This is a genomic window from Streptococcus oralis, from assembly GCF_901543815.1.
Taxonomy (GTDB): domain Bacteria; phylum Bacillota; class Bacilli; order Lactobacillales; family Streptococcaceae; genus Streptococcus; species Streptococcus oralis_CM.
The window spans coordinates 1,495,600-1,515,014 of record NZ_CABEIU010000002.1 but is presented as its reverse complement, the minus strand read 5'-3'; the positions used below and the strand labels follow the sequence as shown (position 1 = coordinate 1,515,014).

Below are 19,415 nucleotides of genomic sequence, written 5' to 3'. Positions count from 1 at the left end.
TGGCTTTTTTATTTCCATAAAAATGGTAAAATAGTAGGAGTAGAAATGGAGTTTGAGACATGAAAGTAATCGATCAATTTAAAAATAAGAAAGTCCTTGTTTTAGGGTTGGCTAAGTCTGGTGAGTCTGCGGCTCGTTTATTGGATAAGCTGGGTGCTATTGTCACTGTTAATGACGGCAAGCCTTTCGAGGAAAATCCAGCTGCTCAAAGCCTACTGGAAGAGGGGATCAAGGTTGTCACTGGTGGGCATCCTTTGGAATTATTGGATGAAGATTTTGCTCTGATGGTGAAAAATCCAGGTATCCCGTATAGCAATCCCATGATTGAAAAGGCTTTGGCAAAGGGAATTCCAGTCTTGACTGAGGTGGAATTGGCTTACTTGATTTCAGATGCACCGATTGTTGGTATTACTGGTTCAAATGGAAAAACGACTACAACGACTATGATTGGGGAAGTTTTAACTGCTGCCGGTCAACATGGTCTATTGTCAGGGAACATCGGCTATCCTGCTAGTCAAGTGGCTCAAACTGCAACAGCCAAGGACACGCTTGTCATGGAACTTTCTTCTTTCCAGTTGATGGGTGTTCAAGAATTCCATCCTGAGATTGCGGTCATTACCAACCTCATGCCAACTCATATCGACTATCATGGTTCTTTTGAGGAATATGTAGCAGCCAAGTGGAATATCCAGAACAAGATGACAGCGGATGATTTCCTTGTATTGAACTTTAACCAAGACTTGGCAAAAGAATTGGCTAGCAAAACACAAGCCACTGTTGTTCCATTTTCAACACTTGAAAAGGTTGACGGAGCTTATTTGGAAGATGGTCAACTCTACTTCCGTGGAGAAGTGGTCATGGTAGCTAGTGAAATCGGTGTTCCAGGTAGCCACAATGTAGAAAATGCCCTTGCGACCATTGCAGTAGCTAAGCTTCGTGGTGTAGACAACCAAACCATCAAGGAAACTCTTTCAGCTTTTGGTGGTGTCAAACACCGTCTCCAATTTGTGGATGAAATCAAGGGGGTCAAATTCTATAACGATAGCAAGTCAACCAATATCTTGGCAACTCAAAAAGCCTTGTCAGGATTTGACAACAGCAAGGTCATCTTGATTGCAGGTGGTTTAGACCGCGGCAATGAGTTTGACGAATTGGTGCCAGATATTACTGGGCTCAAGAAGATGGTCATCCTCGGTCAATCTGCAGAACGTGTCAAACGGGCAGCGGATAAGGCTGGTGTGTCTTATGTAGATGCGACAGATATTGCTGATGCGACTCGCAAGGCTTATGAGCTAGCGACTCAAGGAGATGTGGTTCTCCTCAGTCCTGCCAATGCCAGCTGGGATATGTATGCTAACTTTGAAGTACGTGGCGACCTCTTTATCGACACAGTTGCGGAGTTAAAGGAATAATATGAAAAAAATTGTCTTTACAGGTGGGGGGACGGTTGGACACGTCACCCTCAACCTTTTGTTAATGCCCAAGTTCATCGAAGACGGCTGGGAAGTTCACTATATTGGTGATAAACACGGAATCGAACACCAAGAAATTCTCAAGTCAGGCTTGAATGTGATCTTCCACTCCATTGCGACTGGGAAATTACGTCGCTATTTCTCTTGGCAAAATATGCTGGATGTCTTTAAAGTTGGTTGGGGAATTGTCCAATCCCTCTTTATCATGTTACGACTGCGTCCACAGGCTCTTTTTTCTAAGGGAGGATTTGTCTCTGTACCGCCGGTTATCGCAGCGCGAGTGTCAGGAGTGCCTGTCTTTATTCACGAATCGGACCTGTCTATGGGCTTGGCCAATAAAATTGCCTATAAATTTGCGACCAAGATGTATTCGACATTTGAGCAGGCTGCTGGTCTCGCAAAAGTCGAGCATGTGGGAGCAGTGACCAAGGTTTCAGATCAAAACACTCCTGAACCAGATGAATTGGTGGATATCCAAACCCACTTTAATCCTAAATTGCCTACAGTATTGTTTGTCGGTGGTTCTGCAGGAGCTCGTGTCTTTAACCAATTGGTGACAGACCATAAAAAAGAGCTGACCGAACGCTACAATATCATTAATCTCACTGGAGATACTAGTCTGAACGAGTTGAGTCAAAATCTCTTTCGTGTTGACTATGTGACGGACCTCTATCAACCCTTGATGGAGATAACAGATGTGGTGGTGACGCGTGGCGGTGCCAATACGATTTTTGAGCTCTTAGCCATGGCGAAACTCCATCTCATCGTACCATTGGGTCGTGAAGCAAGTCGAGGAGACCAGATTGAAAATGCAGCCTATTTTGTTAAGAAAGGTTATGCAGAAGAACTTCAAGAAAGTGACTTGACTTTGGAAAGCTTGGAGGAGAAACTCAGCCACTTGCTTAGTCACAAGGATCAGTACCAAGCTAGCATGAAGGCATCAACTGAATTGAAATCTCTTGCAGATTTTTACGATCTATTAAGAAAAGACCTATCATAAGGAATATCAATGTCAAAGGATAAGAAAAAAGAATCAAACCCTAAGAAAGAATTGTCTGAATGGCAGAAACGAAACCAGGAATACCTGAAGAAGAAGGCTGAGGAGGAAGCTACCCTAGCTGAAGAGAAGGAAAAGGAAAAACAAGCTCGGAAGGAGGCCAACTCGAAACTATTGGAGGAGGCTAAAAAATCCTCGAGTGAGTCAGACGAGGAATCCACAAGCCTAAGCAAGGAACCTTCCGAGAAAGCTGAGAAAACTCAAAAGGAAGACACAAAAGTTAAAAAAGAGAAAGAAAAAAAGAAAAAAGAAAAACCAGAAAAACCAGCCAAACCTAAAATTGCGCCTGTTCATATTTGGCGGGCAGTTAGTATCTTGGTGCCGAGTGTTCTGGTTCTCCTCCTTTCTATCTATCTCTTGACTCCTCTTTCGACTATCAAGCATATCGAGGTTAAGGGAAATGTCCAGACTCAAGCGGATGACATTAAACAGGTTTCTGGCATTCAGGACAGCGACTATACCTTGTCTTTGTTATGGAACAAGGACAAGCACGCTGAGCAGATCAAGTCTAATCACTGGATCGAGTCAGCAAAGATTGACTATAAATTTCCGACTGACTTTACGATTGAGGTCAAGGAATTCGATATTGTTGGTTATTATGTGTCTGGTGAAGAACATTATCCTATTCTTTCTAGTGGTACAGTAGAGTCAACTCCTGTTGATCGCTTAAACCTGCCTGAGACCTACTTAACAGTTACCTTTAATGATGAGCAGCAGGTGAAGGATTTGATGACGGGTCTTTCTAGCATTAGTGAGGACATAAAGAGTCAAATTCAGAAGATCGAATTAGCGCCAAGTAAGGCAACTGCAGATCTTCTAAAAATTACTATGCAGGATACAGATGAAATAGTAGTTCCCTTGTCAGAGTTGAGCAAGAAATTGCCATACTACAGCAAAATTAAGCCACAATTGTCAGAACCGAGCTTCATCGATATGGAGGCAGGCATCTATAGCACTAGCCTGGCTGATAAACGTTTAGAAGAAGCTGAGGAAAAGGCCAAACAAGAAGCTAAAGAAGCAGAGAAGAAAAAACAGGAAGAAAAAAAAGCTGAAGAAAAGAAACAAGAATAAGAATCTTCAGTTTTTACTTGACAAGTGTCGTTATAAATAATAGAATAGTAGAAAACTTTTAAAGCAGTCCGGAGAGGCAGCTAAGGTTAGACAGTGAAAGGGTGGAGACTACCCATTTTTCGTGGAACCTAGCTGCTAGCAGGTTCCTTTTTTTGAGCAATGGACTGTTAGCAAAGAATAGGAGAAAAGAATGCGTGAGAGTCGTCCGGTCATTGCTCTGGATTTTCCAAGTTTCGAGGAAGCCAAAGAATTTTTAGCCCTTTTTCCAGCAGAGGAAAAACTCTATGTCAAGGTAGGAATGGAAATCTACTATGCAGTAGGTCCCGAAGTTGTGCGTTATTTAAAATCATTGGGACATAGTGTTTTTTTGGATCTCAAGTTGCATGATATTCCAAATACGGTCAAGTCAACCATGAAAATCTTGTCAAGTCTGGGTGTCGATATGACCAATGTTCAGGCTGCAGGTGGGCTTGAGATGATGCAGGCCGCGCGTGAAGGCCTTGGTGATCAAGGGATTCTTATCGCGGTGACCCAATTGACCTCAACATCCGAAGAACAGATGCAAGACTGTCAAAATATCCAAACTAGTCTGCAAGAATCAGTGATTCACTATGCTAAGAAAACAGCTGAAGCTGGATTGGATGGAGTGGTTTGCTCAGCCCAAGAAGCCCAACTTATCAAAGAAGCTACAAACGAAGACTTTATCTGCTTGACACCAGGGATTCGCCCAGCAGGTGCTGAAGCAGGGGATCAAAAACGCGTAGTGACCCCTGGTCAAGCCTATCAAATCGGTAGTGACTACATTGTAGTAGGCCGTCCTATCACACAGGCAGCAGACCCTGTAGCAGCCTACCACGCTATCAAGGAAGAATGGACACGCGATTGGGTCTAAAGCGTATTTGATTATAGATTTAAGGATAAGAAGGAGTATACCATGACACTTGCTAGAGACATTGCTAGCCATCTATTGAAAATTCAAGCGGTTTATCTCAAACCAGAAGAGCCTTTCACTTGGGCATCTGGTATCAAGTCACCTATCTATACAGATAACCGCGTGACCCTGGCTTACCCGGAAACTAGAACTTTGATTGAAAATGGTTTTGTGGATGCTATCAAAGCAGCTTTTCCAGAGGTAGAAGTCATTGCTGGTACAGCGACAGCAGGGATTCCACACGGAGCTATCATCGCGGACAAGATGAATCTACCATTTGCCTATATCCGTAGCAAGCCAAAAGACCATGGAGCCGGAAACCAAATCGAAGGCCGTGTAGCCCAGGGGCAAAAAATGGTAATTGTAGAAGACCTGATTTCAACTGGTGGTTCAGTTCTCGAAGCGGTAGCAGCTGCCAAGCGTGAAGGAGCAGATGTTCTCGGTGTAGTAGCCATTTTTAGCTATCAACTAGCAAAAGCAGATAAGAACTTTGCAAACGCAGGCGTGAAACTGGTGACTCTCTCAAACTACAGCGAGCTCATCCACCTAGCTCAGGAAGAAGGCTACATCACACCAGAGGGATTGGATCTCTTAAAACGATTCAAAGAAGACCAAGAAAATTGGCAGAATGCCTAAAATATTGAAAATCAGGTAGTCACTAGGATTACCTGATTTCTGTTTATTTTCGAAGAGTATTAGTCGACTTTTCCACCTTCAACAACTAGATCATCTGCCTTAGCAGCGTCACCATAGGTTGGGTGAAGTGTTTTTTCATAGGCCTTGTGGAAGAAGTTTTCCTTGCCCAATTTTTCAATGTCTTTATTGATGAAGTCAAGCAATTCTTGGTTTCCTTTTTGAACTGCTGGTGCAATGGTATCTGGGTCACCGAGAGAAGTAATCCCTACTTCGTACCCTTTATTTTCAAGAGCCCAAGCTAGGACTTCAGTATTGTCAGTAGAGAAGGCATCTCCACGTCCGTCAAGAAGAGCCTGATAAGCATCACTGTATTGGTCGTATTTTTGAAGTTTGACTTCTGGGTGATTTTTCTCAAAGTAGGTTTCAGCAGTGGTTCCTTTTGTGACAATCAAGGTCTTGCCTTCTAATTCTTTAACGTCTTTGATGACTTTATCTTTTGGTGACACAACACCGAGTGATACTTTCATGTAAGGAAGGGCAAAATCAACTTGTTTCTTACGTTCGTCGGTAACTGTGAAGTTGGCAAGTGTGATATCCACCTTGTTTGAAATCAAATATTCAGCACGGTTGGCAGCATCAACGGAAACGTATTTGACTTTAACACCTAAGTCTTGAGCTAATTGGTTACCCAATTCGATATCGTAGCCTTGGTAAGAACCGTCGTTGTCAACATAACCAAATGGTTTTTTGTCGCCAAATACGGCGATTCGAAGCTCACCGCTTTTTTTGATTTCGTCAATAGTGCGGGCTTTGGCAGTTGCTTTTCCTGATGAAGTATCAGAGCTTCCACCTGAGCTACAAGCTGTGACAAAGATAAGCGCAAATGCTAGAGCAAAAACAGTTAGAATTGGTTTGAGTAGTTTCATAAAAATCTCCTTTATAGATATGAGCCGAACTGGCTAAAGTCAAATACGTTTAAAAATTCCTGTGCTCGTTTGGTTTGTGGATTGGTGAAGAATTCTTGAGCCGTTCCTTCTTCAGCGATTTTCCCTTGGTCGAGGAAGATAATCCGGTCCGCAATGGCTTGGGCAAACTGCATTTCATGGGTTACGAGTATCATGGTACGCCCTTCTTGAGCCAAGTCATTGATAAGTTCCAGAACCTCACGCACCATTTCTGGGTCCAGTGAAGCCGTTACTTCATCAAAGAGGATAATTTCTGGATGCATGAGAAGGGCACGGACAATGGCGACCCGTTGCTTTTGCCCACCAGATAATTGTCGAGCGAAACTGTGTTTTTTATCAAGCAGTCCTACACGTTCGAGTAATTGCAGGGCTTCTTCAGTCACCTCTTTCTTATCTCGACCTTGTGCTTTGATAGGACCTAGGATGAGATTTTGCAGGACGTCCAGATGAGGAAAGAGCTCATAGCTTTGAAAGACCATGCCAATCTTTTGGCGAACCAAGTGAAAGTCTTTCTGGTTTCCAATAATGGACTGGCCATCAAGAAGAATATCTCCACCTTGAATGGTTTCTAAGCCATTGAGACAGCGGAGCAGAGTACTTTTTCCACAACCAGATGGTCCTAGAATGACGACAACTTCCCCCTTTTTGATATCAAGTGAAAGCCCTTGGAGGATGGGATTATCTCCGAAGGATTTTTTCAGATCCTTGATTTCTAATATAGTATCAGACATTTAGTTCCTCCAGTGTTTTTCTAAGTGAGTAGATAGTTTGGAAATGGGGAAACAGACTGCGAAATACAAGACCAGAATGGTTCCGTAGATCCAAAAGGAAGCAGTTGGGATGGTCAAGCGATTGCTATCAATGATCTGCTGTCCCACTTTTGTGACTTCAACGACCCCAATCAAGACAACCAAGGAAGTCGTTTTAATCATCCGAGTAACAAGGTTGATGGCTTGCGGTAGTAGTCTTCTCAAGACCTGTGGAATGATAATGTGGTAGTAAAGTTGGAATTTGGTCAAGCCTAGTGCCTGTCCACTTTCAAACTGATGCTTAGGAAGGGAAGTGATAGCTCCACGTACCAAGTCCCCCATTTCAGCTGTTCCCCAGAGGGTAAAAACGATAATAGCAGAAGTCTCACCTGAGATATTGATATTAAAGTTTCGAGCCAAGCCGAAATAAACGATGAAAAGTAGTACCAGCTGGGGCATGATACGGATAAATTCCAGATAAAAACGTGTTAAAAAACGAATAACTCTAGAATGGGAGGTCATGATAATTCCCATGACTGTTCCGAAAATCATTGATAGAATGACGGAGAGAATGGAAATTCCAATCGTGACGCCCAATCCCTGTAAGATTCGCAGGAGATTATTTCCCTGAAAGAGTACTTGTATTCCCGAATCCTGCATGGCGGAGCCTCCTTTCTATCCAACTAAAGAGCAATGAGATAGGTAGAAGCATGATGAGATAAGCTACTACCAACATAGCCAGTGCAATGTCTGTCTCATAGTAAAGCCCGATCAAGTCCTTAGCAACATACATGAGATCGGCTAGAGCAACTGCAGAGAAAACTGAGGTTTCCTTAATCAAGAAAATCACGTTGGCACTGAAGGACGGCAGAGCTACTGCTGTAGCTTGTGGCAAGACCACGTATCGAAAAACTTGAACGGGTGTCAGACCGATAGCTAAGCCAATCTCATGCTGGGTTTGACTAACTGCTTCTAGTCCGCTTCGGAAGGATTCCGCCATATAGGAGCCTCCTAAAAAGATGAGGCCAAGAGTTGCACAGACCTCTGAGGAAAGGACGATTCCTATTCGAGGCAGCCCGAAGTAGAGAAAGAAAAGTTGAATCAAAAGGGGTGTGTTTCGAGATAGTTCAATGTAAGCTGTCGCTAGTTGTGCCAAAACAGGGATGCGATAATGGCGGATGATACTAACGATTAGACCAACAAGAAAGGATCCCATAATTCCCCAAACTGCGATGTGTAGGGTCAGAAAGAATGCTTTTTGATATAGTGGTAGATATTGTTCAACAATGGACCAATCCAAAATAGAACCTCCCATCTAGGAATGATATAGCTATTGTAGCACTAAAGGGCATGTTTGGATAATATGAATTTTTTATCACAATGATAGAAAATATTTATCATGTCTGTGATTTGAAATTTCCAGACAAATTTTTTGAAAGGATTCTGAAAAAGAGGTAAGATAGTTTATGTAAGATAAAGTAAACGCTTACTTAATAAGGAGGACACTTTATGTCATATAAAACAAGCAATGCAGAAGGACCTGTAGATTTTATTAATACCTATGATTTGGAGCCAATGGCGCAACAAGTTATTCCTAAAGCAGCATTTGGCTATATCGCCAGTGGAGCGGAAGATACTTTCACTTTACGGGAGAATATCCGCGCCTTTAACCACAAGCTCATCGTTCCGCACACTCTTTGTGATGTTGAAAATCCAAGTACAGAGATTGAATTTGCAGGTGAAAAATTGTCTTCACCAATTATTATGGCGCCTGTTGCAGCTCATAAATTAGCAAATGAGCAGGGGGAAGTAGCTACTGCGCGTGGTGTGCATGAATTTGGTTTTCTTTATACAACCAGCTCTTACTCTACCGTTGACCTTCCAGAAATTACGGAAGCTCTTCAAGGGACACCTCATTGGTTCCAATTTTACTTTAGTAAGGATGACGGGATTAACCGCCATATCATGGACCGTGTGAAGGCTGAAGGCTACAAAGCGATTGTCTTGACGGCGGATGCAACTGTAGGGGGGAATCGTGAGGTCGATAAGCGCAATGGTTTTGTCTTCCCAGTTGGTATGCCGATTGTTGAGGAATACCTGCCAGAAGGTGCTGGAAAATCAATGGACTTTGTTTACAAGTCAGCTAAACAACGCTTATCTCCACGCGATGTCGAATTTATCGCTACATACTCAGGACTTCCTGTGTATGTCAAGGGACCACAATGCCGTGAGGACGTTGAACGTTCGCTTGCTGCGGGAGCTTCAGGTATCTGGGTAACCAACCACGGTGGTCGCCAAATCGACGGTGGACCAGCATCCTTTGACTCACTTCAAGAAGTGGCTGAAGCAGTTGATAAACGTGTGCCAATTGTCTTTGACTCTGGTGTTCGTCGCGGTCAACACGTCTTTAAAGCCTTGGCTTCAGGAGCAGACTTGGTAGCTATTGGTCGCCCTGTGATCTATGGTTTGGCTCTCGGTGGTAGTGTTGGTGTACGTCAAGTCTTTGAGCACTTGAATGCAGAATTGAAGACAGTCATGCAGTTATCTGGAACTCAGACTATTGAAGATGTCAAACACTTCAAACTCCGTCACAACCCATACAACCCAACCTTCCCAGTTGACCCTCGTGACTTAAAATTGTATTGATAAAGAAGATTACCTCCACTTGATGTGGAGGTTTTTCTTCGTGTATAGAAAGATTAAATCGTTATCAGAAACTATATAAATATATTTTCCAATCAAATATCTTGCTAGGGCTTTCAAATTCTGTTATACTGATCCAGTAATTAAATAATAAAGACATTTGGGGTGCTTTAGGCTGAGATGATACCCATTGAACCTGATACAGTTAAGACTGGCGAAGGGAAATGTGAAAAGGTTTTTTTCGTATGTCGAAAAGAACTGTCTAATCTTGTAAGGTAAACTCTAATTCTCGTTTGTAATTGGAGTTTTTTTGTTTATCAAAAGAGGATAGGCTTGACGGCAAGCCTTTCGGTAGCTCACCTTGAATGCCCCACTTTTCTTTAAAAAAGGAGTTTTTTATGTTGAAAAAATGGCAATTAAAAGATGTTATCTTGCTTGCTTTCTTGTCTATCTTTTTTGGTGGCGTTTTTGTGGGTTCCGGCTATCTGTTTGATATCCTCACCCTGATCTTGGCCCCTCTTGGTTTACAGGCTTTTGCCAATGAAATCCTCTTTGGTCTCTGGTGTATGGCTGCGCCCATTGCGGCCATCTTTGTTCCAAGAGTCGGAAGTGCAACGATTGGAGAAGTGCTTGCTGCGCTTGCTGAAGTCCTTTATGGTAGCCAATTCGGTCTAGGTGCCCTTTTGTCTGGCTTGGTTCAAGGTTTGGGAAGTGAACTTGGTTTTCTTGTGACCAAGAATCGCTATGAAAGTTGGCTCTCTCTAACTGCCAATAGTATTGGGATTACGCTTGTTAGCTTTGTCTATGAATACATTAAGTTAGGTTACTATGCCTTTTCTCTTCCTTTTGTCCTTTCCTTGCTTGTGGTGCGTTTTATTTCCGTCTTTTTCTTCTGTACCATCTTGGTTCGTGCCATTGTCAAACTCTATCATCAGTTTGCAGCCGGAGGAAAGGCGTAGATGGGGCTGGAACTACGGGGGATTCAGTCCCCAATCTTTTCGGAGCCGATTAATTTTACTTTTCATGCGCAAGCTTTTACCTTGTTAGTTGGGAGCAGCGGTTCAGGAAAATCCAGTCTCTTTCAAATCATTGCTCAAGTCAGTTCTCTTCCCTATAGTGGTCAAGTCCTGATAGATGGAAGCCGAGTCAGTCAGCTTTCTACCGTTGAACGTGTTCAGACGGTTGGTATGCTCTTTCAAAATCCCAATCATCAATTTACCATGGAGAATTTGTTTGAGGAACTGATTTTTACCTTGGAGAATATCGGGCATCCCCTCCAAGAGATTGATGCTAAAATAGCAGAGGTGGTCTGGCAATGTCGCTGCAAGGCGATTTTACACCGTCCCATTCATCACTTATCAGGTGGGGAAAAGCAAAAAGCTGCTTTGGCTGTTCTCTTTGCCATGAATCCTAGGGTCTATCTCTTAGATGAACCCTTCGCTTCCATTGACCGAAAGAGTAGGATAGAGATCCTAGAGATTCTAAAGGAGTTGGTCTCTAATGGGAAGACAGTCATCCTGTGCGACCATGATTTAACGGATTATGGAGCCTACATTGACCATATGGTGGAGCTGAGAGAGGGACAACTAAGAGAAGTGTTTCAAATCCCTACCTCTGAGATGACACAGGTTGCTTCAAAGAAAGTTGCCTCTAGCCCAGAATTATTCCATATGGACCGTGTGACTTGTGAGCTGGGGAATCGCCCCCTCTTTTCGATTGCGGATTTCACATTTTACCAAGGGATTTCCTGTGTCCTGGGTGACAATGGTGTCGGGAAATCAACCCTCTTTCGCTCCATTCTCCAATTTCAAAAGTATAAGGGGCGCATTACTTGGAAGGGATTGGTTCTCAAAAAGAAAAAGAGTTTGTATCGTGACCTGACGGGTGTTGTTCAGGAGGCTGAGAAGCAGTTTATCCGAGTCAGTCTGCGAGAGGAACTGCAATTAGATGGTCCAGACTCCGAAAGAAATCAGCGGATTCTCCAAGCATTACAATTTTTTAATTTGGAGCAGGCACTCGATAAGAGTCCTTATCAATTAAGTGGCGGTCAGCAAAAGATTCTTCAGCTATTGACCATCTTGACTAGCAAGGCTTCTGTGATCTTGCTAGATGAACCTTTTGCAGGTTTGGATGATAGAGCTTGTCATTATTTTTGCCAGTGGATTTTGGAGGACAGAAATCAAGGGAGAAGTTTTTTGATCATTAGCCATCGTTTAGATCCCTTGATCTCTGTGGTTGATTATTGGATCGGGATGACTAGTGAGGGTCTCAGTCATGTGAAAGACATGACAATCAGCAAACCTCTCAGTTTTCTGAGTAGCAATGGTCAAGGGGAGGTGAGGTAGTATGATCAAAGTCGCAACCCAGACACCGATACTCAGTCTTTTCTTGCTAATTTTATCCTTGGAAACATCTTTCCTTCCTTCGATTGCTCTTAATCTTTCGGTAGTCGCATTTTGCATTCTCTTTATGCTCTACTACCGTCGATTTAAGATGTTGACTTGGATGCTTGTGCTCGCCATTTTACCATCTTTTGCCAATTACTGGGCAGTACAGTTACACGGGGATGCTTCGCAGGCAGTGATACTTGGGACGAGAGCTTTTGTGACGGTTTGTATCGGCCTTGTCTTTGTTTCCAGTATTTCCTTAAAAGAGCTTTTATTGTACTTGGCTCAAAAGGGGTTATCACGGTCTTGGGCCTATGCCTTGATTGTGGTATTCAATTCCTTTCCCCTCATTCAGCAAGAAATCAGGTCCCTCAAGGAAGCGTGCTTACTGCGTGGTCAAAAATTGCATTTTTGGTTTCCCTTGATTTACAGCAAGGTTCTGATGACGGTCTTTAGGTGGCGCCATCTCTACCTGAGAGCTCTATCTGCGCATGGATATGACGAGCATGCACAGTTGGAGAATAGTTATCGGACTTTTTATATTTCTCAGAGGACAAAATTGATCTACCTACTTTTCTTTTTATTGCTTCAAACCAGTCTATTTTTATAAAGGAGTTATTATGGAATTTACAGATATTGCGATGGAATTATCCAGGGAAGCTTGGCAGGCTTCCTTTAACCATCCCTTTGTTTTACAGTTACAAGAGGGAAATTTAGAACCTTCTATTTTCCGCTATTACCTGATTCAGGATGCCTACTATCTGAAGTCTTTTTCAGAAGCCTATCACCTCTTGGCTGATAAGACTTCAAACGAGGAGATGAAAAGACTCTTGAAACAAAATGCTCAGAGTCTAGTGGAGGGTGAGTTGTTTATCCGCCAACAATTTTTCAAGGAATTAGGAATCAGCGACCAGGAAATGGACGAACAACCAATTGCTCCAACCTGTTATCATTACATTTCTCATATTTATCGTCAATTTGCAGAGCCAAACTTGGGCATTGCTTTTGCTAGTTTGCTCCCATGTCCTTGGTTATACCATGATTTGGGCAAGGAACTTAATCGAAAACCATCCCCGAATCCTCTTTATCAACAGTGGATTGAAACCTATATCACCGATGAGTTAGAACAGCAGATTAAAGAGGAAGAAGCCCTAGTTAATCAGCTCTATCGCGAAAGTAACGAGACAGACAAACAAAAAATGCTAGAGGCCTTCCACCGAAGTGTCCACATGGAAGCTAAGTTTTGGGAGATGGCTTACCAACATCAAACCTGGACGAGTGATTTGCAGTCCTTAGAAAAAGAGAAGAAATAGAAAATGAGAAACCACCAACTACAAGTTCACAAATTAACCATTTTATCCATGATGATTGCCCTTGACGTAGTTCTTACACCCATTTTTCGAATTGAAGGAATGGCACCAATGTCTAGTGTAGTCAACATTCTTGCAGGGATCTTGATGGGACCTGTTTATGCTTTAGCTATGGCTACAGTCACAGCCTTTATCCGTATGACGACTCAAGGGATTCCACCTTTGGCTCTTACAGGAGCTACTTTTGGAGCCCTCCTTGCAGGTCTCTTTTATAAGTATGGTCGGAAATTTCACTATTCTGCCCTAGGAGAAATCTTGGGAACAGGGATTATCGGTTCTATTGTTTCCTATCCTGTCATGGTTCTCTTTACAGGATCTGCGGCCAAGCTCAGCTGGTTTATCTATACTCCGAGATTTTTCGGAGCGACCTTGATCGGTACAGCCATAGCTTTTCTTGCCTTTCGATTTTTAATCAAGCAGGAATTCTTTAAAAAAGTGCAGGGATATTTCTTTGGAGAAAGGATAGACTGATGCAGGCATTTACAAATCCTTTCCCTCTGGCAACCAGTTCCTTGATTCACTGTATCACCAATGAGATTTCTTGTGAGATGCTGGCAAATGGGATTTTAGCTCTGGGATGCAAACCTGTCATGGCAGATGATCCCCGTGAGGTTCTTGATTTTACCAAACAAAGCCAAGCTCTCTTCATCAATTTGGGGCATTTGTCAGCTGAGAAGGAGAAAGCAATCCGTATGGCAGCTTCTTATGCAAATCAAGCTTCTCTCTCAATGGTAGTAGATGCGGTTGGTGTATCAGCGTCATCCATTCGTAAGGGACTAGTCAGAGATCTTTTAGAATACAAGCCCACGGTCCTTAAAGGAAATATGTCGGAAATCCGAAGTCTTGTTGGTTTAAAGCACCATGGAGTTGGGGTTGATGCGAGTTCTAAAGATCAAGAAACTGAGGATTTGCTTCAAGTCTTGAAAGACTGGTGTCAGCTTTATCCTGGTATGTCATTCTTAGTCACGGGTCCCAAGGACCTCATCGTTTCAGAAAATCAAGTTGCTGTATTGAGGAATGGCTGTGCAGAATTAGACTGGATAACAGGGACGGGAGACTTGGTTGGAGCCTTGACAGCTGTTTTTCTCAGCCAAGGAAAGACTGCCTTTGAAGCTTCTTGCCTAGCGGTTTCTTATCTCAATATTTCTGCCGAGAGAATTCTTGTTCAAGGAATGGGATTGGAAGATTTTCGTTACCAAGTTCTCAATCAACTCTCTCTCCTAAAAAGAGATGAAAACTGGCTAAAAGCAATCAAAGGAGACTTTTATGAATAGAGAAGCACTTAGACTGTATCTGGTAACCAATCGCTACCAAGATTCCTTGGAAAGCTTTCTTGAAAAAGTTGAGACGGCCTGCCGTTCAGGTGTTACCATCATCCAACTACGAGAAAAAAACCTCACCACCAATCAATACTATCAACTGGCAAAACAAGTCAAGGAAATAACAGATGCCTACCAAGTCCCCTTAATTATCGATGATCGGTTGGATATCTGTCTTGCAGTCGATGCTGCAGGTTTGCATATTGGCGACGATGAACTACCAGTTTCGGTTGCCCGCCAAGTCTTGGGTCCTGAAAAAATCCTCGGTGTTACTGCTAAAACAGTAAAAAGGGCTCTTGAGGCGGAAACATCGGGTGCGGATTACTTGGGAACAGGAGCCATTTTCCCGACTACGACCAAAGAAAATGCACCCATCACCCTGATTTCAACCTTGAAAACCATTTGCCAAACGGTCTCCATTCCAGTAGTTGCTATTGGAGGCTTGACGTCAGAGAATATTGACCAGCTTGCTGCAACTGGTATAGCTGGTGTAGCTGTCGTCAGGGATCTGATGCAAGCAGAAGATATAGAGGCAAAAACGCAAGCCTTTTTAACAAAGCTGGATGACATTATTTCCTAATCAAAAACTCTCTAATTCCCTTAAAGCGGGAACTAGAGAGTTTTTCTTAATCTTTAAAACTTGTATGGTTGACTGGACCAGAACCATGACCGAGTTGAGGAGCGTCTTGGATGGCTTTTGTGATAAAGGCCTTGGCCTTATCCACTGCCTGATAAAGACTTCTGCCCTTGGCAAGTTCAGCCGTAATCACAGCAGCAAAGGTACATCCAGTACCATGGGTATGACAGGTTTGAATTCGAGGACTTTCCCAGACAAATTGCTCCTCCTTGGTAAAGAGGAAATCCTTGGCACCGCCTTCGAGATGACCACCTTTGATTACCACAGACTGAGGACCAAATTCTTTTAAAATCAGGCGACCGGCACGTTGCATGTCTTCTGGATTATGAATTGAGAAACCAACAATTTCTTCTGCCTCAGGAAGATTGGGTGTAATAATAGTCGCAAGGGGAAGCAGGTTTGTTTTTAGGTAGCTTCTCGCACTAGTATCTATCAGGGTATCACCGCTTGTTGCGACCATAACAGGGTCCAGCACGTAGGGGCAGTCCAGTTTTTTAAGATAGGGTTGGATAATCTCCATGATTTCAGTAGTTGCTAACATACCAGTTTTTACAGCCTGGGGCTTGATATCCGAAAAGACACTCTCCAATTGAGCTTCCAACATTTGGTTGGAGACGTGCTCGATTAATTGAACGCCTCTGGTATTTTGAGCGACAAGGCTGGTCACAACGGCCATTCCATAAACATCTCTCGCTTGGAATGACTTTAAGTCAGCCATAATGCCAGCACCGCCACTAGGGTCAGTTCCAGCAATGGTCAGAGCAACGGGTAAATAAGTCATCTAAAACCTCCCAACCAACTGAAGTTTGTATTCTTAAGAACAAGTAAGTCTGTTTGAGGAAAGCAATAGAAGACTGGGTAGTCGACATTATCATTTCCACTTCCATCAGCTAGCATTACCTAGATTGAGTCAAAGGGATCTAACAGTCGTTAATCTCAGCTTTACGCACCCCTAGTGGTTGTTTTCTTTTTTCTACAGTATAGCATATTTTTATAGTTTATATAGTAAAATTTGACTGCAAATCTCTCGTTACATGATTAGAATTCTATTTTTCGAAAAAATAATAAAAATTATAGTTGACAAATGTAGATTTTCGGAGTATACTAATAACTGTAATCGACAAATGTAGATTCAGGAGGTGTGATTATGCAGATTTCAGATGCAGAATGGCAGGTTATGAAGATCATTTGGATGCAGGGCGAGCAGACCAGTAGCGATTTGATCAGGGTTTTAGCGGAACGGTTCGACTGGTCCAAGTCGACCATTCAAACTCTTTTGGCTCGTTTGGTTGAGAAAGAGTGTCTGACAAGGAAAAAAGAAGGCAAGTTCTTTGTCTATTCAGCCCTTTTAACTTTGGACCAAAGTCGGGATTTACTTGTCCAAGATATCAAGGACAAGGTTTGTTCTCGTAGGATTAAGAACTTGTTGGCTGATTTGATTGCTGAATGTGATTTTACTCAGGCTGACTTGGAAGATTTGGAAGCTGTGATTTCTAAGAAAAAAGCTAGCGCAGTTGCGGAAGTAAAATGTAATTGTATGTAAAGGAGACGTCATGTTAAATAGTATTGTAACCATTATTTGTATTGCCCTTATCGCGTTTATCTTGTTTTGGTTTTTCAAAAAGCCTGAAAAATCTGAACAAAAGGCCCAGCAAAAAAAGGGCTACCAAGAGATTCGAGTGGAAGTCAAAGGGGGCTATACCCCTGAGTTGATTATTCTTAAGAAATCAGTGCCAGCCCGTATCGTCTTTGACCGCAAGGACCCTTCACCCTGCCTAGATCAGATTGTTTTCCCAGATTTTGGAGTGCATGCGGACTTGCCTATGGGTGAAGAGTATGTAGTGGAAATCACACCTGAACAGGCTGGAGAGTATGGTTTCTCTTGTGGCATGAATATGATGCACGGTAAGATGATTGTAGAATAGGAGAATGATATGACTGAAATCGTAAAAGCAAGTCTTGAAAATGGTGTTCAAAAAATCCGTATCACGGCAGACAAAGGCTACCATCCAGCCCACATTCAACTGCAAAAAGGAGTTCCTGCTGAGATCACCTTTCACCGTGTGACACCTTCAAACTGTTATAAGGAAATTCTGTTTGAAGAAGAAGGCATCTTGGAACCAATCAGCGTAGATGAAGAGAAGACAATTCGTTTTACACCTCAAGAGTTGGGTGAGCATGCATTCTCATGTGGTATGAAGATGCAAAAGGGAAGTTATACCGTAGTTGAGAAGACTCGAAAATCTTTGTCACTTTTGCAACGTTTTTGGATTACTAGTATCTTTACCCTGCCTCTTGTGATTATCATGATTGGGATGTCGACAGGAGGAATTAGTCACCAAGTCATGCGTTGGGGCACCTTTTTAGCCACAACACCCATCATGCTAGTAGCAGGTGGTCCTTATATCCAGAGTGCTTGGGCCAGCTTTAAAAAGCACAATGCCAACATGGATACCCTGGTTGCTCTGGGAACCCTAGTGGCCTATTTCTATAGCTTAGTTGCCCTCTTCGCTGGTCTCCCCGTTTACTTTGAAAGTGCTGCATTTATCTTCTTCTTCGTTCTTTTGGGAGCCGTTTTTGAGGAAAAAATGCGAAAAAATACTTCCCAAGCTGTGGAGAAATTACTTGACTTGCAGGCTAAAACTGCAGAAGTCTTGCGTGATGATAGCTATGTTCAAATCCCCTTGGACCAAGTCAAGGTAGGTGACCTGATTCGAGTGCGTCCCGGTGAAAAGATTGCGGTTGATGGGGTTGTAGTCGAAGGTGTGTCCAGTATTGATGAGTCTATGGTGACAGGTGAGAGCCTGCCGGTAGACAAAACAGTTGGAGATACCGTCATTGGCTCAACCATCAATAATAGCGGAACGCTTGTTTTTAAAGCAGAAAAAGTTGGTTCAGAGACTGTCTTGGCACAGATTGTGGACTTTGTGAAGAAAGCCCAGACCAGCCGAGCACCAATTCAGGATTTGACGGATAAGGTTTCAGGGATTTTTGTACCAGCGGTTGTCATTTTAGGGATTGTGACCTTTTGGGTTTGGTTCGTCTTGCTCAGGGATAGTGTAGTCGTGCTTGGAGCGAGTTTTGTCTCTTCTCTTCTCTATGGAGTGGCTGTTTTGATTATCGCCTGCCCTTGTGCCTTGGGTCTTGCAACACCGACAGCTCTTATGGTGGGGACAGGTCGCAGTGCCAAAATGGGGGTTCTCCTCAAGAATGGAACCGTCTTACAGGAAATCCAGAAAGTTCAAACTATTGTCTTTGATAAGACCGGGACTTTGACGGAAGGGAAACCTGTGGTAACAGATATCATCGGCAACGAAGTAGAAGTGCTTGGATTGGCAGCCTCCTTGGAAGAAGCTTCCCAACACCCACTGGCTGAGGCCATTGTCAAGCGAGCGAGTGAAGCTGGGCTTGAGATTCAAACTGTGGAAAATTTCCAAGCCTTGCACGGAAAAGGTGTTTCAGGGCAAATCAATGGAAAACAAGTTCTGCTTGGAAATGCTAAAATGCTGGATGGCATGAACATTTCTAGCACTTATCAAGAAAAACTAGAAGAATTGGAAAAAGAAGCTAAGACAGTTGTCTACTTGGCTGTTGACAATGAAATCAAAGGCTTGCTTGCCCTGCAAGATATCCCCAAGGAAAATGCCAAGCTAGCCATCAGTCAGCTGAAAAAACGTGGACTTAAAACAGTCATGCTGACAGGGGATAATGCTGGCGTGGCGCGTGCTATTGCCGATCAGATCGGAATCGAAGAGGTCATTGCAGGTGTCTTGCCAGAAGAAAAAGCCCATGAAATCCATAAACTACAATCAGCTGGAAAAGTAGCCTTTGTTGGTGATGGTATCAATGACGCTCCTGCCCTCAGTGTAGCAGATGTGGGGATTGCTATGGGAGCTGGAACAGATATTGCCATCGAGTCAGCAGATTTGGTGTTGACAACTAATAACCTCCTAGGAGTCGTTCGTGCCTTTGACATGAGCAAGAAAACCTTCAATCGAATTCTGCTCAATCTTTTCTGGGCCTTTATCTACAATGTCGCCGGAATTCCGATTGCAGCAGGAGTCTTTTCAGGAATTGGATTAGCCCTCAATCCAGAACTGGCTGGTCTAGCTATGGCCTTTAGTTCTGTATCTGTTTTGACCAGTTCACTCATGCTAAACTTTAGTAAAATAGACTAA

The 19,415-nt window shown here is 43.0% G+C and carries 21 protein-coding genes and 2 riboswitches; of the genes, 16 read left to right on the top strand and 5 right to left on the bottom strand.

Features of this window, described 5'->3' with window-relative positions:
* Nucleotides 1–59 precede the first annotated feature (59 nt).
* From murD to pyrE, 5 genes are all read left to right on the top strand, one after another.
* Entirely contained in the window at nt 60–1,412 is a 1,353-nt protein-coding gene (gene murD, locus FQT28_RS07615) for a UDP-N-acetylmuramoyl-L-alanine--D-glutamate ligase (protein ID WP_143989866.1), read from the top strand.
* Between the two features lies 1 nt (nt 1,413).
* Entirely contained in the window at nt 1,414–2,472 is a 1,059-nt protein-coding gene (locus FQT28_RS07610; RefSeq protein ID WP_143989865.1) for a UDP-N-acetylglucosamine--N-acetylmuramyl-(pentapeptide) pyrophosphoryl-undecaprenol N-acetylglucosamine transferase, read from the top strand.
* Nucleotides 2,473–2,481: 9 nt separating this feature from the next.
* Complete coding sequence (locus FQT28_RS07605; protein ID WP_143989864.1) at nt 2,482–3,600, top strand: cell division protein FtsQ/DivIB; 1,119 nt, start codon at nt 2,482–2,484, stop codon at nt 3,598–3,600.
* A 190-nt stretch (nt 3,601–3,790) separates the two neighbouring features.
* Nucleotides 3,791–4,492 (top strand): orotidine-5'-phosphate decarboxylase, encoded by a 702-nt coding sequence (gene pyrF / locus FQT28_RS07600; RefSeq protein ID WP_038805718.1) that lies wholly within the window; start codon nt 3,791–3,793, stop codon nt 4,490–4,492.
* 42 nt (nt 4,493–4,534) lie between these two features.
* The gene (gene pyrE / locus FQT28_RS07595; protein WP_000170978.1) at nt 4,535–5,167 is read left to right on the top strand and encodes an orotate phosphoribosyltransferase; all 633 of its coding nucleotides are present in this window, start codon (nt 4,535–4,537) and stop codon (nt 5,165–5,167) included.
* Nucleotides 5,168–5,226: 59 nt separating this feature from the next.
* Here the strand turns inward: pyrE and FQT28_RS07590 are convergent, their stop codons facing one another.
* The 4 genes from FQT28_RS07590 to FQT28_RS07575 are packed head-to-tail and all read right to left on the bottom strand — an operon-like array spanning nt 5,227 to nt 8,181.
* Nucleotides 5,227–6,093, bottom strand: a complete 867-nt coding sequence (locus FQT28_RS07590) for a cysteine ABC transporter substrate-binding protein (protein WP_143989863.1) — start codon at nt 6,091–6,093, stop codon at nt 5,227–5,229.
* A gap of 11 nt (nt 6,094–6,104) precedes the next feature.
* Nucleotides 6,105–6,863, bottom strand: coding sequence for an amino acid ABC transporter ATP-binding protein (locus FQT28_RS07585; protein WP_143989862.1), 759 nt, complete (start codon nt 6,861–6,863; stop codon nt 6,105–6,107).
* A complete protein-coding gene (locus tag FQT28_RS07580; protein ID WP_143989861.1) occupies nt 6,864–7,541 on the bottom strand; it encodes an amino acid ABC transporter permease in 678 nt (225 codons plus the stop codon). It abuts the gene before it with no gap.
* Nucleotides 7,501–8,181 carry an amino acid ABC transporter permease gene (locus FQT28_RS07575; protein ID WP_143989860.1) on the bottom strand — a complete coding sequence of 227 codons (681 nt, stop codon included), beginning with the start codon at nt 8,179–8,181 and terminating at the stop codon, nt 7,501–7,503. The genes FQT28_RS07580 and FQT28_RS07575 overlap by 41 nt, the downstream gene beginning before the upstream one ends.
* A gap of 209 nt (nt 8,182–8,390) precedes the next feature.
* Here FQT28_RS07575 and lctO point away from each other — a divergent pair, with 209 nt between their 5' ends.
* The 8 genes from lctO to thiE all read left to right on the top strand — a co-directional run bounded on the left by lctO (nt 8,391) and on the right by thiE (nt 15,180).
* Complete coding sequence (gene lctO / locus FQT28_RS07570) at nt 8,391–9,527, top strand: L-lactate oxidase (RefSeq protein ID WP_143989859.1); 1,137 nt, start codon at nt 8,391–8,393, stop codon at nt 9,525–9,527.
* Between the two features lie 148 nt (nt 9,528–9,675).
* Nucleotides 9,676–9,764, top strand: a riboswitch (TPP riboswitch).
* Between the two features lie 158 nt (nt 9,765–9,922).
* The gene (locus tag FQT28_RS07565) at nt 9,923–10,483 is read left to right on the top strand and encodes an ECF transporter S component (protein ID WP_038804425.1); all 561 of its coding nucleotides are present in this window, start codon (nt 9,923–9,925) and stop codon (nt 10,481–10,483) included.
* Complete coding sequence (locus FQT28_RS07560; RefSeq protein ID WP_038804424.1) at nt 10,484–11,869, top strand: ATP-binding cassette domain-containing protein; 1,386 nt, start codon at nt 10,484–10,486, stop codon at nt 11,867–11,869.
* A 1-nt stretch (nt 11,870) separates the two neighbouring features.
* Nucleotides 11,871–12,521: an energy-coupling factor transporter transmembrane component T gene (locus FQT28_RS07555; RefSeq protein ID WP_038804423.1), complete on the top strand. Its 651-nt coding sequence runs from the start codon at nt 11,871–11,873 to the stop codon at nt 12,519–12,521.
* 10 nt (nt 12,522–12,531) lie between these two features.
* Complete coding sequence (tenA, locus tag FQT28_RS07550; RefSeq protein ID WP_038804421.1) at nt 12,532–13,224, top strand: thiaminase II; 693 nt, start codon at nt 12,532–12,534, stop codon at nt 13,222–13,224.
* A gap of 3 nt (nt 13,225–13,227) precedes the next feature.
* Nucleotides 13,228–13,752 (top strand): energy coupling factor transporter S component ThiW, encoded by a 525-nt coding sequence (thiW, locus tag FQT28_RS07545; RefSeq protein ID WP_038804420.1) that lies wholly within the window; start codon nt 13,228–13,230, stop codon nt 13,750–13,752.
* The gene (thiM, locus tag FQT28_RS07540) at nt 13,752–14,555 is read left to right on the top strand and encodes a hydroxyethylthiazole kinase (RefSeq protein WP_038804419.1); all 804 of its coding nucleotides are present in this window, start codon (nt 13,752–13,754) and stop codon (nt 14,553–14,555) included. The genes thiW and thiM overlap by 1 nt, the downstream gene beginning before the upstream one ends.
* Entirely contained in the window at nt 14,548–15,180 is a 633-nt protein-coding gene (gene thiE, locus FQT28_RS07535; RefSeq protein WP_038804417.1) for a thiamine phosphate synthase, read from the top strand. The genes thiM and thiE overlap by 8 nt, the downstream gene beginning before the upstream one ends.
* A gap of 46 nt (nt 15,181–15,226) precedes the next feature.
* Here the strand turns inward: thiE and thiD are convergent, their stop codons facing one another.
* Nucleotides 15,227–16,018, bottom strand: a complete 792-nt coding sequence (thiD, locus tag FQT28_RS07530) for a bifunctional hydroxymethylpyrimidine kinase/phosphomethylpyrimidine kinase (protein WP_000221727.1) — start codon at nt 16,016–16,018, stop codon at nt 15,227–15,229.
* Nucleotides 16,019–16,102: 84 nt separating this feature from the next.
* Nucleotides 16,103–16,201, bottom strand: a riboswitch (TPP riboswitch).
* A 183-nt stretch (nt 16,202–16,384) separates the two neighbouring features.
* Between thiD and FQT28_RS07525 the strand changes: the two genes are divergently transcribed.
* The 3 genes from FQT28_RS07525 to FQT28_RS07515 are packed head-to-tail and all read left to right on the top strand — an operon-like array spanning nt 16,385 to nt 19,415.
* Nucleotides 16,385–16,780, top strand: coding sequence for a CopY/TcrY family copper transport repressor (locus FQT28_RS07525; RefSeq protein ID WP_038804416.1), 396 nt, complete (start codon nt 16,385–16,387; stop codon nt 16,778–16,780).
* Between the two features lie 10 nt (nt 16,781–16,790).
* Nucleotides 16,791–17,162 (top strand): cupredoxin domain-containing protein, encoded by a 372-nt coding sequence (locus FQT28_RS07520; RefSeq protein WP_038804415.1) that lies wholly within the window; start codon nt 16,791–16,793, stop codon nt 17,160–17,162.
* Nucleotides 17,163–17,171: 9 nt separating this feature from the next.
* Nucleotides 17,172–19,415 (top strand): heavy metal translocating P-type ATPase, encoded by a 2,244-nt coding sequence (locus FQT28_RS07515; protein ID WP_038804414.1) that lies wholly within the window; start codon nt 17,172–17,174, stop codon nt 19,413–19,415.